Genomic DNA, 15,117 nt, shown 5'->3' on the forward strand with positions numbered 1-15,117 from the left:
GATCACCCTGTCACCCTTTGTATTCCTTTCCGGAGGCTAGAACCACATGTCGCTCACCCTGCAGGTGAAGAACGAACTCGCGACGGTGCCGGTGCAGAAGCTGTGCTGCCGCCGTTCCGAGATCGCCACCACCCTTCGCTTCGCAGGTGGCATCCATTTAGTGCAGCATCGCCACATCACGATTGAGGCCGAGGTCGACACCGGGGGTGCGGCGCGACGACTTCGTCAATCCATCCAGGAGGTCTTCGGTTTCGACACCGACCTCGTCGTCGTCAATGGCACTGGTTTGCACTCGAACACCCGGTACCTGGTGCGGATGGTGCGCGGCGGCGCTGATCTGGCTCGTCTGACGGGTCTGCTCGATCGTCGCGGTCGCCCGGTGCGTGGCCTTCCGGTTCCGGTCGTCGGTGGCGGACGGTGCTGCCAGGCTGCCGCGTGGCGTGGCGCCTTCCTGGCCCGTGGTTCCCTGACCGAACCTGGACGTTCCATGGCCATGGAGATCACCGCTCCCGGTGAGGAGGCCGCAATGGCTCTGGTGGGTGCAGCTCGCCGTCTGGAGATCCCGGCCAAGCAGCGGGAGTCCCGACGCATCGACCGCGTGACGATCCGGGACGGTGATGCCATTTCCGCCATGCTGACGCGGATGGGCGCCCACGAATCGGTGCTGGTCTGGGAGGATCGTCGTCTCCGCCGTGAGGTGAGGGCGTCGGCGAATCGTCTTGCCAATTTTGACGATGCCAACCTGCGTCGTTCCGCCAGAGCTGCTGTCACTGCCAGTGCCAGGGTGGAACGCGCGCTGGAAATCCTCGGGGATTCCGTTCCGGAACATCTCCAGGCCGCTGGCCAACTTCGCCTTGAGCACAGAAATGCCAGCTTGGAAGAATTGGGTAAGTTGCACGAACCTCCGGTGACGAAGGATGCCATTGCCGGACGGATTCGTCGTCTGTTGGCCCTGGCCGACAAGACGGCCCGTAACAACGGCGAGCCCACCACGGTGGAGAGTCTTCCTCCCGAGATGCGCGACGACCGCGCCTGATCACCATCCCGGCGTCTACAACCGGCCCTTGGCTCCTCCCACCAGGGGAGGGATTCACGCAACCGCATGGTCATTTGTGCGTCGACCTGATCGATGCTCGTGATCGTTCGCCCGTGACATTGCCTTAAAACGGGGCCAGGGCTTTGTTCATTGCCCTTGGTCGCTATGCTTAGAGATGTCCGAGTGCTGAACGCACAAACCTCATCTGGAGGAGATTCCTTAATGACCGTCAAGGTTGGTATCAACGGGTTTGGCCGTATTGGCCGTAACTTCTTCCGCGCCCTCTCCGAGCAGGGTGCTGACCTCGAGGTCGTGGCCGTCAACGACCTCACCGACACCAAGACCCTGGCCCACCTCCTGAAGTACGACTCCATCATGGGTCGTTTCTCCGGTGAGGTCAGCTACGACGATGACTCCATCACCGTTGACGGCAAGACCATCAAGGTCCTTGCCGAGCGCAACCCCGCTGACCTCCCTTGGAAGGAGCTCGGCGCTGAGATCGTTGTCGAGTCCACCGGACTCTTCACCGATGGCGAGAAGGCCAAGGCCCACATCGAGGCTGGCGCCAAGAAGGTCATCATCTCCGCTCCCGGCAAGAACGTCGACGGCACCTTCGTCATGGGCGTCAACAGCGACGACTACGACACCGAGAAGCACAACGTCATCTCGAACGCTTCGTGCACCACCAACTGCCTCGCCCCGCTGGCCAAGGTCCTCAACGACGCCTTCGGCATCGAGCGTGGCATCATGACCACCGTTCACGCCTACACCGGTGACCAGCGCCTGCAAGACGCCCCCCACAAGGATCTGCGTCGCGCCCGCGCTGCTGCCCTCAACATGATCCCCACCAAGACCGGCGCCGCCCAGGCCGTGGCCCTGGTCCTGCCGGAGCTCAAGGGCAAGTTCGACGGCCTCGCCGTCCGCGTCCCGACTCCGACCGGCTCCCTGACCGACCTGACCTTCCAGACCTCCAAGGAGACCACCGTCGAGGAGGTCCAGGCTGCCGTCAAGAAGGCTGCTGAGGGTCCGTTGAAGGGCATCCTGGCCTACACCGAGGATCCGATCGTGTCGAAGGACATCGAGGGCGACCCGCACTCCTCGATCTTCGACGCCACCGAGACCAAGGTCATCGGTAACCTCGTCAAGGTCCTCTCTTGGTACGACAACGAGTGGGGCTACTCCAACCGTCTGGTTGACCTCACCAAGCTCGTCGCCAGCAAGCTTGCCTGATCTCACCATCGTGAGCTGATGACGGCCCCGTGCCCATGCGGGCGCGGGGCCGTCATCCGTACCCGGGCCACGACGCTCGTGAAACGTCGTTCACGACCATCGCCTTAAGAAAGGGCTTCCACATGAAATCTGTTGAGGATCTCGGAGACCTGCGCGGCAAGCGCGTCGTCATCCGTTGCGACTTCAACGTCCCGCTCGACGGGGACAAGATCACCGATGACGGCCGCATCAAGGCCGCCCTGCCCACCCTGACCCAGCTGCACGAGGCCGGCGCGCGCACCACTGTGCTCGCCCACCTCGGTCGTCCCAAGGGTGCCGTCGATCCCAAGTACTCCCTGGCCCCGGTCGCCAAGCGTCTGGGCGAGCTCATGAACCTCGACGTCAAGCTCGCTGAGGACGTCGTCGGCCCGTCCGCCACCAAGACCTCCGAGTCCCTCGCCGACGGCGAGATCGCTCTGGTCGAGAACGTCCGCTTCGAGAAGGGCGAGACCAGCAAGGACGAGGCTGAGCGCACCGAGCTCGCTAAGAAGTACGCCTCCTTCGGTGAGTTCTACGTCTCCAACGGTTTCGGTGTCGTGCACCGCAAGCAGGCTTCCGTCTACGACGTCGCCAAGCTGCTGCCGAGCGCTGCTGGCTCCCTGGTCGCCAAGGAGGTCGAGGTCCTCGAGGGCCTGACCGCCGACCCGAAGCGTCCGTTCGTCGTCGTCCTCGGTGGTGCCAAGGTCGCCGACAAGCTCGCCGTGATCGACAACCTGCTCAAGGTTGCCGACACCCTTGTCGTCGGTGGCGGCATGTTGTTCACCTTCCTCAAGGCACAGGGCCTGGAGGTCGGCAAGTCGCTGGTCGACGATGACTCCGTCGAGGCCTGCAAGAAGTACCTCGAGGCCGCCAAGGCCGCTGGCAAGCAGATCCTGCTGCCGACCGACGTCCGCGTCGCCTCTGACGTCGACTTCGATGCCCACACCGTCGGCCAGGTCGACGTCGTGCCCGTCGACGCCATTCCGGCCGATAAGATGGGCCTCGACGTCGGCCCGGAGACCGAGAAGGCCTACGCCGAGGCCATCAAGGGCGCCAAGTCGGTGTTCTGGAATGGCCCGATGGGCGTCTTCGAGATCAAGGGCCTCGAGCTCGGCACCAAGGCCGTTGCCCAGGCTCTCACCGAGGTCGACGGCCTTTCGGTGGTTGGCGGTGGAGACTCCGCCTCCGCCGTTCGCGCCCTCGGCTTCGCCGACGACCAGTTCGGTCACATTTCCACCGGTGGTGGCGCCTCCCTCGAGCTCATGGAGGGCAAGGAGCTGCCCGGAATCGCAGTCCTCAAGGAGAACAACTGATGTCTCGTACCCCGATCATGGCCGGCAACTGGAAGATGAATCTCGACCACGTTGCCGCCACCTCCCTCGTCCAGGATCTCGGTGAGGCCCTCAAGGCTGCCGGATACGACTCCTCCAAGTCCGAGGCCGTCGTCATCCCGCCATTCACCGACATCCGCTCCGTGGCCACCATCATCGACGGTGACAAGCTGCCGATCGCCTATGGCGCCCAGGACATCTCCGCTCACGACGACGGCGCCTACACCGGTGAGGTGTCCGGCACCATGCTGTCGAAGCTGGGCTGCTCCTACGTCGTCGTTGGTCACTCCGAGCGTCGCGAGTACCACAACGAGTCCGACGAGCTGGTCAACGTCAAGGCCAAGAAGGCCATCGAGAATGGCATGACCCCGATCATCTGCTGTGGCGAGGACCTCGAGGTTCGCAAGGCCGGCAAGCACGTCGAGCACACCGTCGGCCAGATCAAGGCTGACCTCGACGGCATCTCGGCCGAGCAGGTCGCCAAGCTCGTCATCGCCTACGAGCCCATCTGGGCCATCGGCACCGGCGAGACCGCCACCGCTGACGACGCCCAGGAGGTCTGCCAGGCCATCCGCGAGGCCGTCAAGGAGCTCTACGACGCCCCGACCGCCGAGGCCGTGCGCATCCAGTACGGCGGCTCGGTCAAGCCGGCCAACGTCGCCGAGATCATGGCCAAGCCTGATGTTGACGGCGCCCTGGTGGGCGGCGCTTCGCTCAAGGCTGGCGACTTCTCCAAGATCGTGACCTTCTACGAGGCCTGATCCGCGACAAGTTCAACGACGACCCCCGCACCACTCGGTGCGGGGGTCGTTTCGTCCCTGCGTTGATGTGTATGCACACTTCGCGCATGGTTTCGGGGCTCGATGTGGGGATCTGGCGGCTCGTGAGTTACCCTGTACGACGTGATTTCGGCTCCCCTCATGACCTGGCCCGTGCTGACGATGTCGATCATCCTGTGCGTGCTGAGCGTCATCCTCACCCTCTTCGTCCTCCTCCACAAGAGCAAGGGCGGCGGCCTCTCCGACCTCTTCGGTGGAGGTGTGTCGACCTCCATGGGTGGAACCTCCGTGGCTGAGCGGAATCTTGACCGTCTGACGGTCGTCATTGGCCTGCTATGGCTGGCCTCCATCATTGTCCTGCTGGTGCTCTACAGCCATTCCTGAGCCGGAATCGGGCGGCAGTCTGCCGCGCAGGAGCACAAGGGAGGGCTGATCCCTTCCGACCCCCAATGATGCTGCCCCCCAGGCAGTATTGTGACCCCCTCGAGGAGAGTGAACGAATGTCAGGTGGAAGCGCCATCCGTGGAAGTCGCGTCGGTGCCGGCCCCATGGGAGAGGCAGAGCGCGGCGAGTCTGCCCCCCGCGAGTACGTCTCCTACTTCTGCGCCAACCACCACGTGATCCGCCCGGCCTTCTCGGCCGAGGCAGAGGTCCCCGACACCTGGGATTGCCCGAAGTGCGGTCTGCCGGCCAACCGTGATCAGGCCAATCCTCCTGCTCCGCCGAAGATCGTGCCTTACAAGACTCATCTGGCCTATGTGAAGGAGCGCCGCAGCGAGGCCGAGGCCGCTGCCATCCTCGCCGAGGCGCTGGAGAACCTGCGTCAGCGTCGACGTGATGGCGAGGTCATCTATTGAGCAGCCATGACCAGCTCGTGGCAGAGCTGACCGCTCGTTGGCCAGAGCACCGCATCGGTCCCGGCCTTGACCGGGAACGTGCCCTTCTGGACCTGCTGGGCAACCCACAGCAGGCCTGCCCTGTCATCCAGATTGCCGGCACCAACGGCAAGGGATCGACGGCCATCATGATCGACTCGCTGCTGCGGTCCGCCGGTCTGCGGGTGGGACGTTACTGCTCCCCACATCTGGTCGACGTCACCGAGCGCATCTGCATCGACGGTCGTCCCGTCAGCCGCGAGCTGTTCGACGAGACCTGGCGTCAGATCGAGCCGATGGTGGCCATGGTCGACGGTCAGCACATCGACGGCATCCAGATGACCTTCTTCGAGGTCGTAACGGCCATGGCCTTCGCGGCTTTCGCGGATGCCCCGGTGGACGTCGCTGTGGTCGAGGTCGGCCTGGGAGGACGCTGGGATGCCACCAACGTTGCCGACGCAACTGTTGCGGTCGTCACCCCTGTCGCCATGGACCACATGCACATCCTTGGCAACACCATCGACAAAATTGCCGCCGAGAAGGCGGGAATCATCAAACCAGGTTGCACTCCGGTCATTGCTGGCCAGGAGCCGGAAGCCGCGCCGATCCTGCTTGCCCAGTGCACCGACGCCGGCGTCAAGCCGCTGCTGGAGGGCCCGGACTGGGGCCTGTTGGACCGCCGCAGTGCCCTCGGCGGCCAGGTGCTGCGTGTTCAGACTGCTTCCGGGCCGCTGGGGGAGTTGTTCCTTCCGCTCTTCGGTGAACACATGGCTCACAACGCTGCCCAGGCTGTTGCGGCGACCGAGGCTCTCACCGGGCCGCTCAAGCCCGCCATCATCGAGCAGGGTTTGGCTGCTGTGGAGGCTCCAGCTCGTCTCGAGGTCGTCCGACGGTCTCCGCTCGTCATCCTCGACACTTTCCACAATCCCCACGGAGCGACGTCGGCGATGGCCGGGATGCGCGAGTCCTTCGAGACCGAGCCCCTCATCGCTGTCGTGGCGGCAATGGCCGACAAGGACATCGACGGGGTGCTGTCGGTGCTGTCGGACTCGGTGAGCCACGTCATCGTCACCTCGATGCCGGACCTGCCGCGTGCCTTGAGTGTTGACGACTTGGCGGAGAAGGCCTCGGCCCATTGGGATGACGACCACCTTACCCGGGTTGCGGACGTCCCCGAGGCCCTTGAGGAAGCCTTCCGCATCGCAGATGCGTCCGGGCCAGGGGCCGGTGTCCTCATCGCCGGATCGGTCGTGCTGGCGGGTCGTGCCAGGGCGATCCTGCGTCCCGACGGCACCATGCTTGACGCTCCGCAGACCGCCATCGTCGAGACCCCGGACCTGTCCCAGGAACAGATCGAGGCGATGGAGGGTCAGCGCCTCGACCCACTGCCTGACGATGACATGGTCACCGACATGAATGACGACGGAGGTTGGTGACGATGGCCGCGCAGCCCGGGATCGCAAGAGGAAGCTTCCTCACCCTGCCCGCGGGCAACCCGATGACGAAGGTCGTGGTGAGTTTCCTGGCCTTTGAGGTCATCGTCTTCGGCCTGACGATCCCGGGCATGATCTTGGTCTCCGGCATCAGTGTGGCCATGTCAGTTGTCCTGGGATGTATCGGCATGGTCGCCTCGATCCTCTGCGCTGTTGGCGTCCCCCGCACGTGGGGATACCTGCTTGCATGGGCCCTGCAGATCTTTGGAATCCTGCTGGGGCTGGCCACCCCGATGATGTACGCCGTCGGGATCGTCTTCGCCGCGATTTGGGTGTCTATTATCGTGCTGGGTAGGCGTATTGACGGAAACCCCGAGGTCCGCTGAGGTCGTGATCCGCGCTGCGATAAGTTGGGGCCATGACTGACACGGAACGTACCCTGGTCCTGCTGAAGCCGGATGCCGTTGAGCGTCATCTCATTGGCGAGATCATTAGCAGGTACGAGGCCAAGGGTCTCATCGTGCGCGCAATGGAGCTGCGGACGATTGATGTTGATACTGCATCCAATCATTACGCCGAGCACGTCGGACGCGACTATTACCCGCCGCTGGAGGAGTTCATCACCTCCGGGCCGCTGGTCGCCCTGGTGCTCGAGGGACGCAAGGCCATCCAGGTCGTTCGCGCCATGAATGGCAAGACTGACTGCGCCGAGGCAGCTCCAGGAACAATTCGTGGCGATTACGGCACGCTCAAGAACCGCAACCTCGTCCACGCCTCTGACTGCCCGGAATCCGCCGAGCGCGAGATCGGCATCTGGTTCCCCGATCTGGTGTGATCTGGTTCCGTGATCCGGCCCGAACCGCCTACCATGACCGTTCGTGAGTACCCAGGATCTCCTCGGTAGGATTGAACCGCTGCTGGCCCGAGTCAACAAACCCATCCAGTACGTGGGTGGGGAGCACAACAGCATCGTCAAGGATTGGCAGGACGCTGACGTCCGCTGGGTCCTGATGTACCCCGACGCGTACGAGGTTGGCCAGCCCAATCAGGGCGTGGCCATCCTCTACGAGGTGCTCAATGAACGTGACTGGATCCTGGCTGAGCGCACCTACTCGGTGTGGCCGGACATGGAGAAGCAGATGAGAGCTGCTGGGATTCCTCAGTTCACCCTTGACGGGCACCGGCCGGTGCGCGATTTCGACGTCATGTCGGTCTCACTGTCGACGGAGTTGGGCTACACTAACATGCTCAATGCCATCAGTCTGGCCGGTATCCCCGTCCATCAGGTTGATCGCACCGATGACGACCCCATCGTCCTCATCGGCGGTCACGCCGCCTTCAATCCCGAACCCGTAGCCGACTTCATCGACGCCGCCGTCCTGGGGGACGGTGAGGAGGCCTCCCTGGAGATCTCCGAGATCATCCGGGGCTGGAAGGAGGAAGGCCGACCGGGCGGACGCGAAGGTCTGCTGGTGAGGCTTGCCGAGACCGGCGGGGTCTACGTACCTTCCTTCTACGACGTCGAATACCTCGACGACGGAACGATCGGTCGAGTTGCCCCTAATCGTCCGGAGGCACCGTTCACCGTCTCCAAACACACCGTCATGGACCTTGACGAGTGGCAGTATCCGAAGAAGCCCATCGTCCCGGTCGCCGAGACCGTCCACGAGCGCTACTCGGTGGAGATCTTCCGCGGCTGCACCCGTGGCTGCCGGTTCTGCCAGGCGGGCATGATCACCCGTCCGGTGCGCGAGCGATCCATCGACACGATCGCCCAGATGGTCGATAACGGCCTGCAGGCCACCGGTCTGGAAGAGGTCGGTCTGTTGAGCCTGTCGAGCGCCGACCACTCGGAGATTTCTGACATCACCAAGGGGCTTGCGGATCGCTACGAGGGGACGAATGTGTCCCTGTCCCTGCCGAGCACTCGCGTGGACGCCTTCAACATCGATCTTGCCAACGAGTTGAGCCGCAACGGTCGTCGTTCTGGTCTCACCTTCGCTCCCGAGGGAGGCTCGGAGCGGATGCGCCAGGTCATCAACAAGCAGGTGACCGAGGACGACCTCATCCGCACCGTTGCCACCGCATTCGGCAATGGTTGGCGTCAGGTGAAGCTGTACTTCATGTGCGGTCTGCCCACCGAGACCGACGAGGATGTGCTGGGAATCCACGACATGGCCTCCCACGTCATCGAGGCCGGTCGTGCTGCGGCCGGACGCAAGGACATTCGGTGCACGATCTCCATCGGCGGATTCGTGCCCAAACCTCACACTCCCTTCCAGTGGGCCGCCCAGGCGTCTGCCGACGAGGTCGACCACCGCCTGTCCGTGCTACGAGATTCTATTCGCGCTGACCGCCAGTTCGGTCGGTCCATCGGCATGCGCTACCACGACGGGCGCCCCGGCATCATCGAGGGGCTGCTCTCGCGCGGTGACCGACGGGTCGGCAAGGTCATCGAGGCCGTCTGGCGTGACGGGGGAGTCTTCGACGGTTGGAACGAGTACTTCTCCTACGACCGGTGGGTGGCATGCTGTGAGCAGGAGCTCGAGCCGCTCGGTGTCTCCCTGGACTGGTTCACCACTCGTGAGCGTGATTACGAGGAAGTGCTGCCCTGGGACCATCTTGACTCCGGACTTGACCGCGACTGGTTGTGGGACGACTGGCAAGACGCCCTAGACGGCGAGGCCGTCGACGACTGCCGCTGGAACCCCTGCTACGACTGTGGGGTGTGCCCGCAGATGGGTACCGAGATCCAGGTGGGTCCGTCAGGGCATTCGCTCATCCCGCTGACCCCGGTCAACCCTGACCTCGCGCCGGCGAAGGAGGCCTGACGATGTCGAAGCGCGCCCAGAAGCAGCCCGAGCAGCAGGCCCCGCCGAAGCAGAGGTTGAGGATGCGGTACGCCAAGCGCGGCACCGCCAGGTTCACCTCCCATCGTGACTTCGCCCGCGCCTTCGAGCGAGCTCTCAACCGGGCCCACATTCCGATGGCGTACTCGTCGGGATTCAGCCCGCACCCGCGTATCTCCTACGCCAACGCCTCGGCCACCGGGGCGGCCTCGGAGGCCGAGTACCTCGAGGTGGCGTTGGCCGAGATCTGCGACCCGGACAAGGTCCTGACGGTCCTTGGCACCGAAATGCCACCCGGCATGGAGGTGCTGGAAGTCGTCGAGACTGATCGCACCCCCTTCACCGAACTGTTGACGGCGTCGGCCTGGCTCATCGCGCCCGCTGGTGAGGTTGCAGGGCTGGCCGAGGCCGTGAAAGCCGTCATGACAGCCGAGACCGTCGAGGTGGAGCGGATGACGAAGTCCGGTATGCGCACCTTCGACGTCCGTGCAGCTCTCATCGGTCTGGACGTCTCGGACGGGAAGCTGCGGCTCATGCTGCGTCACGTCACTCCGTTGGTTCGGCCGGATGACGTACTGCGTGCGTTGGCCGAGAAATGCCCGGCGCTGGACGTTGACGCCGCGCGGGCAACGCGACTGGCTCAGGGCGCCTGTGACGAGGATGCCAGCGGGGTTTCGACGGTCCTGGCCGACCCGTTTTCCAGGGCTGCCGTAACGGTGTGGTGACGTCGTCGTCACTGTGCGGTATCTGGCATCGACCCCTGTGACGTGACATACTGGGACTCAGGTGAACGGGGTGCCACCCCACTCGACGGTTCTTACCGCGACGCCGAGAGGCGACCGCGGGGGACTCGAGGGCTCACCGAAAGCTTTTGCCCCATGCCGGGGATGACGCCGTCAGTACAGCGCGAGGCGTTTGCACACGTCTGCGGAAGGATTTTCGCAGGGCCGTACCCGGGTGGGCACTGACCGTGCCGAAAGGCCAAGGAGAGCACAATGCTCGACGAGACTGACAACACCACATTGAATTCTGACGAGAATTCCACCGCTGAGATTCCCGCTTCTCGACGCCGTCGGGCCGCATCGCGTCCTGCCGGGGCTCCTGCCCAAGGCGAGACCGCGAGCGCCTCGGTGACGATCACCGCTGCCGGTACCGGCGGCTCCGTCATCACCTCCGACGCCGAGGCATCCGACCTTCCTCGCCCTCCGATGGGACGCCGTCGCAAGGCCGCCAAGGCTGAGACCCTCAAGGTCGAGGAACCCAGGAAGACCGAGACCCCGAAGACTGAGGACCCCAAGGCCGCCGAGACGAAGACCGAGGACACGATGTCCGAGGAGATGACGACCGGGGCCGAGAAGCCGCGTCGCACCCGTACCCGCCGCAATGGCGACTCCGCTGCCAACTCGACCCGGACGAGGACCAGGAGCACCCGCGCGGCCGCCGAGAACGAGTCCCCGTCCGAGGTTGACAACACCGAGTCCGCCACTGAGACGAACGAGGATTCCGAGACCCGCACCACCCGTCGTGGCGCATCTGAGACCGCTCCGTCCGTCGAGACCGAGCGTGGAACCTCCCAGCGTCGTCGCGCCACTCGCCGTCGTTCCTCCCGGGCTTCTGACAAGTCCGAGGAAAATACCGAGGGCAAGGCGACCATCACGGATGCCAAGGATGACAAGAGTGCCAAGAACAAGGGATCTGACGACGATCCCATCAATGCCGCGTTGACCAAGGCCAAGGCCCAGGCCCGTAATCACAAGGTTGAGGGAACCCTGGCCAATCCCTTCGGGCTCAAGGACGGTGAGGAGCGCTCGGCCAGCGACATCCTCGACTCCTTGGCCGTCGAGATCGGAGGGGGAGAGGCCGCGGTGCCGAAGAGGCGTCGCCGTCGCGCCACTCGTCCGTCCGAGGCTGGCAATCACGCTGAGGAGACCGCCGAGAAGACCGAGGAGGTGGCCGAGCTCGAGCCTGAGAAGGGCAAGGGCGAGGCCAAGGACCGAAAGGGCTCTAGCGAGAAGAACGAGAAGTCGGACGAGAAGACTGCTGATTCCGTCGAGGAGGAGACGACCTCCGAGTCCGAGGACACCACCTCCGAGGAGGAAGGCCAGAACCGTCGTCGCCGTCGTCGGGGTGGACGTCGTCGTCGGCGCAGCGAGGACACCGAGGACAACACTTCGGAGGGCGAGTCGGACGACGATGACGACTCGGGGAACAGCTCTGAGAATGGCTCGGAGTCCCGGAATTCGGATACCACCCGTCGTCGTCGCCGTCGTCGCCGCCGCCGTGGTGAGGACATCAGCGGTTCTGACGACGATCCCAGCGAGGTCGTCATCAAGGTTCGTGAGCCGCGCTCGCGTCAGTCGGTGGCTGACGAGGTCACCGGCATCGAGGGCTCGACTCGTATGGAGGCCAAGAAGCAGCGTCGTCGTGAGGGGCGTGCCGCCGGTCGCCGACGCAGCGCGGTCATCACCGACGCCGAATTCCTGGCTCGCCGCGAATCGGTGGACCGCAAGATGGTCGTCCGTCAGTCCGACGAGTACTCGCAGTTGGCGGTGCTGGAGGACGGCGTCCTCGTCGAGCACTACGTCGACCGTGCCTCGGCCGCGTCCTCGATCGGCAGCATCTACCTGGGCAAGGTCCAGAACGTCCTGCCCTCGATGGAGGCCGCGTTCATCGACATCGGCCGTGGTCGCAACGCCGTGCTCTACGCCGGCGAGGTCGACTGGGCCAAGTACGGCAAGGAGGGTGAGGACAAGCGCATCGAGCATGCCCTGAAGTCGGGAGACCAGGTCCTGGTGCAGGTCACCAAGGACCCGGTTGGCGCCAAGGGTGCTCGTCTGACCAGTCACATATCGGTGCCTGGACGCTTCGTCGTCTACTCGCCCGGCGGTCATCTCTCGGGAATCTCCCGCAAGTTGGCCGACTCCGAGCGCAAGCGCCTCAAGAAGATCGTCGAGAACAACATCCCGTCGGATGCCTCCGTCATCGTGCGCACTGCCGCAGAGGGGGCCACCGAGGAGGATCTCGTCCGCGACATCAACCGTCTCAAGGCTCAGTGGGAGGTCATCGAGCGCAAGGCCAGCACCAGCAAGGCGCCGCTCATGCTGTACTCGGAGCCGGACTTGACGGTGCGCATCATCCGTGACCTGTTCACCGCAGACTTCTCCGAGCTCGTCATCGCCGGCAACGGTGGCTCGGACGACGCTTACGACACCATCAAGGCCTATGTCGATCACGTCGCCCCGGAGATGGCCTCGCGCCTGACTCACTGGGAGGACGCCGATAAGGATCCCTTCGCTGAGCACCGCATCGACGAGCAGGTCGCCAAGGCCCTGGAGCGCAAGGTCTACCTGCCCTCGGGTGGGTCGCTGGTCATCGACCGCACCGAGGCCATGACGGTCATCGACGTCAACACCGGCAAGTTCACCGGATCTGCCGGCAACCTCGAGGCCACCGTCACCGCCAACAACCTGGAGGCGGCCGAGGAGATCGTCCGTCAGCTGCGGCTACGGGACATCGGCGGAATCATCGTCGTCGACTTCATCGACATGGTGTTGCCGACCAACCGTGAGCTCCTGGTCCGTCGCCTCACCGAGTGCCTGGGACGGGATCGCACCCGCCACCAGGTTGCCGAGGTGACGTCGCTGGGGCTGGTCCAGATGACCCGCAAGAAGATCGGCACCGGCCTGGCTGAGGCCTTCACTGAGGAGTGTGAGGCCTGTGGTGGCCGTGGCTACCACCGCTTCGACAAGCCGGTGGATTCCCAGGCCCCGGCCGATGGTGGTGAGCGTTCCAAGGGCCGTGGACGCGGTCGCAAAGGCTCCTCTGGTAAGTCCCATTCCAAGTGAGGATGGGCCCGGGTAAGGGCGGTGGACGGTCGTTTTGACCGTCCACCACAGGAAATGTAAAATGAGCAGCCGGTCCGGCGCGAGTCGTCGGTCAGGTTTGTCCGGGGCCGTTGGTTCCGGCCCCGGAAATGTACGACAAGAACGAGAGTAGGTCAGGCGTGTACGCGATCGTGCGTAGTGGCGGCCGCCAGCACAAGGTGGCAGTGGGTGACGTCGTCGAGATCGACAAGGTCGCCGACGAGGCGGGCAGCAGCATCGAGCTGACCCCGCTCCTCGTGGTTGATGGCGAGTCCGTCACCTCCGACAAGGACGCGCTCGGAAAGGTCAAGGTCACCGCTGAGGTTCTCGGCGAGACCAAGGGCCCGAAGATCCGCATCCTCAAGTACAAGAACAAGACCGGCTACAAGAAGCGCCAGGGGCACCGTCAGAAGTACACCCAGGTCAAGGTCACCGGAATCGAAGGCTGAGGTAGACAGACATGGCACACAAGAAGGGCGCGTCCTCTTCGCGCAACGGTCGTGACTCCAACGCTCAGCGTCTCGGCGTGAAGCGTTTCGGCGGTCAACTCGTCAACGCTGGCGAGATCATCGTGCGTCAGCGCGGCACTCACTTCCACCCCGGTGACGGGGTTGGCCGCGGTGGCGACGACACCCTCTTCGCCCTGCGTGACGGCAATGTCGAGTTCGGCACCCGTCGTGGCCGCAAGATCGTCAACGTGAACCCCGTGGAGGTCCCGGTCGAGGCCTGAGTCCCCACGACACAGATGTTGATCGGCCCCCGCCCTTGAGGTGGGGGCCGATCTGCGTCTGGGGGATCGATCTGAGCGGAATCGGGAATTCGGTACCTGAGCATTTGTGTGCCCGCGACTTGGCGGAACCTGAGAATTATGCCGGGGATTGTGACTGTCGTCGGATCCTCGCAGCGACCGTGGTCGTCACTGTGCCGCGACCGCTGGAAGTGACGAAATGGCGACCTACTCTCAAAACTTGGTCGTTATCGACCCTGTGACGATGGGAGATCAGAGAACCGTGGGTAATCGGATATTCAGCGAGGACGAGAGGTGGCTGTACCGGATCGAGCCGGGGTCGGACGCGCCGACCTTGGTGTCGACGGGGTCGATGCCCAGGATTACCGCGCCGCTGGCACCGATTCGTTCCTCTCGGCCCGCCGCAGCTGAGTCTTACAACCCTCGGGCTGCCCAAGCGGCACCCGCGCAGAAGGCCGAGCCCCGTCACCGGTGGCCTCAACCCTATGAGGTGGCGGCTGGCGCCTGCGCCTCGGCCGTTGCGACCGGAGTCGTGGGAGGCCTGGGAATCGGCGGGACGATGATCGGCGCTGCCGTCACCAGCCTCGTCATCGCTCTGGGCGGTGCCTTCTTTACCAGATGGTTCTCCCGGACCCACGACAATGTCTCGGGAGCTCGTCAACGTCGAGGGATGTGGACCCGCATGGTCACAGTGGCCCTCGTCGTGAGTGTGTTCACGGTTGTCGTCGGGGTGCTGTGGTTGGCGCCATCGGTCGGTCAGGAAGCCGGATCCTGGGTGCATCGGGCCACCGGCTCGCTCGAGCAGTGGCGGGAGTCAGCCCAACGTGCCTGGCCTTATCTCAAAGGTGCCTGGCGCGCCTTCCGGTGAACCTTCTCACGCCGTCGTTCACCGAGGGCGTGACCCTTTGTGTACTGGGTGCAGATTCTGCACTTGATGCAGACACTGCACTCAGTG

The 15,117-nt window shown here is 64.3% G+C and carries 14 protein-coding genes and 1 pseudogene; all 15 read left to right on the top strand.

The window, feature by feature from the left end; genetic code table 11:
* Positions 1-46 precede the first annotated feature (46 nt).
* The 15 genes and pseudogenes from whiA (at position 47) to AC6I1W_RS06980 (ending at position 15,030) form a co-directional block, all read left to right on the top strand.
* The gene (gene whiA / locus AC6I1W_RS06910) at positions 47-1,036 is read left to right on the top strand and encodes a DNA-binding protein WhiA (RefSeq protein WP_270235820.1); all 990 of its coding nucleotides are present in this window, start codon (positions 47-49) and stop codon (positions 1,034-1,036) included.
* A 222-nt stretch (positions 1,037-1,258) separates the two neighbouring features.
* On the top strand, positions 1,259-2,266 hold the full coding sequence (gene gap, locus AC6I1W_RS06915) for a type I glyceraldehyde-3-phosphate dehydrogenase (RefSeq protein WP_004811755.1): 1,008 nt from the start codon (positions 1,259-1,261) through the stop codon (positions 2,264-2,266).
* Positions 2,267-2,388: 122 nt separating this feature from the next.
* Positions 2,389-3,597, top strand: coding sequence for a phosphoglycerate kinase (locus AC6I1W_RS06920; protein WP_036975900.1), 1,209 nt, complete (start codon positions 2,389-2,391; stop codon positions 3,595-3,597).
* Positions 3,597-4,376 carry a triose-phosphate isomerase gene (gene tpiA, locus AC6I1W_RS06925; RefSeq protein WP_016667360.1) on the top strand — a complete coding sequence of 260 codons (780 nt, stop codon included), beginning with the start codon at positions 3,597-3,599 and terminating at the stop codon, positions 4,374-4,376. Before AC6I1W_RS06920 ends, tpiA begins: the two co-directional genes overlap by 1 nt.
* 159 nt (positions 4,377-4,535) lie before the next feature.
* On the top strand, positions 4,536-4,778 hold the full coding sequence (secG, locus tag AC6I1W_RS06930) for a preprotein translocase subunit SecG (protein WP_016667361.1): 243 nt from the start codon (positions 4,536-4,538) through the stop codon (positions 4,776-4,778).
* Positions 4,779-4,894: 116 nt separating this feature from the next.
* Positions 4,895-5,251 carry an RNA polymerase-binding protein RbpA gene (locus AC6I1W_RS06935; RefSeq protein WP_081302706.1) on the top strand — a complete coding sequence of 119 codons (357 nt, stop codon included), beginning with the start codon at positions 4,895-4,897 and terminating at the stop codon, positions 5,249-5,251.
* Positions 5,248-6,705: a bifunctional folylpolyglutamate synthase/dihydrofolate synthase gene (locus tag AC6I1W_RS06940; RefSeq protein ID WP_065673957.1), complete on the top strand. Its 1,458-nt coding sequence runs from the start codon at positions 5,248-5,250 to the stop codon at positions 6,703-6,705. The genes AC6I1W_RS06935 and AC6I1W_RS06940 overlap by 4 nt, the downstream gene beginning before the upstream one ends.
* A complete protein-coding gene (locus tag AC6I1W_RS06945) occupies positions 6,702-7,088 on the top strand; it encodes a DUF4233 domain-containing protein (protein ID WP_036975906.1) in 387 nt (128 codons plus the stop codon). Before AC6I1W_RS06940 ends, AC6I1W_RS06945 begins: the two co-directional genes overlap by 4 nt.
* Before the next feature lie 32 nt (positions 7,089-7,120).
* Positions 7,121-7,537 carry a nucleoside-diphosphate kinase gene (gene ndk / locus AC6I1W_RS06950; RefSeq protein WP_004811748.1) on the top strand — a complete coding sequence of 139 codons (417 nt, stop codon included), beginning with the start codon at positions 7,121-7,123 and terminating at the stop codon, positions 7,535-7,537.
* A 43-nt stretch (positions 7,538-7,580) separates the two neighbouring features.
* Entirely contained in the window at positions 7,581-9,533 is a 1,953-nt protein-coding gene (locus AC6I1W_RS06955; RefSeq protein ID WP_063279982.1) for a TIGR03960 family B12-binding radical SAM protein, read from the top strand.
* A gap of 2 nt (positions 9,534-9,535) precedes the next feature.
* Positions 9,536-10,276: a TIGR03936 family radical SAM-associated protein gene (locus AC6I1W_RS06960; protein WP_065673959.1), complete on the top strand. Its 741-nt coding sequence runs from the start codon at positions 9,536-9,538 to the stop codon at positions 10,274-10,276.
* Positions 10,277-11,062: 786 nt separating this feature from the next.
* Positions 11,063-13,396, top strand: a pseudogene (locus AC6I1W_RS06965) (Rne/Rng family ribonuclease); the annotation flags it as partial.
* A gap of 158 nt (positions 13,397-13,554) precedes the next feature.
* Complete coding sequence (gene rplU, locus AC6I1W_RS06970; protein ID WP_002515641.1) at positions 13,555-13,863, top strand: 50S ribosomal protein L21; 309 nt, start codon at positions 13,555-13,557, stop codon at positions 13,861-13,863.
* Positions 13,864-13,874: 11 nt separating this feature from the next.
* Positions 13,875-14,144 (top strand): 50S ribosomal protein L27, encoded by a 270-nt coding sequence (gene rpmA / locus AC6I1W_RS06975; protein WP_004811744.1) that lies wholly within the window; start codon positions 13,875-13,877, stop codon positions 14,142-14,144.
* A gap of 217 nt (positions 14,145-14,361) precedes the next feature.
* A complete protein-coding gene (locus AC6I1W_RS06980) occupies positions 14,362-15,030 on the top strand; it encodes a hypothetical protein (protein ID WP_284950782.1) in 669 nt (222 codons plus the stop codon).
* The last annotated feature ends 87 nt before the right edge of the window (positions 15,031-15,117 follow it).

The sequence above is a fragment of the Cutibacterium sp. KB22876 genome (assembly GCF_059728865.1).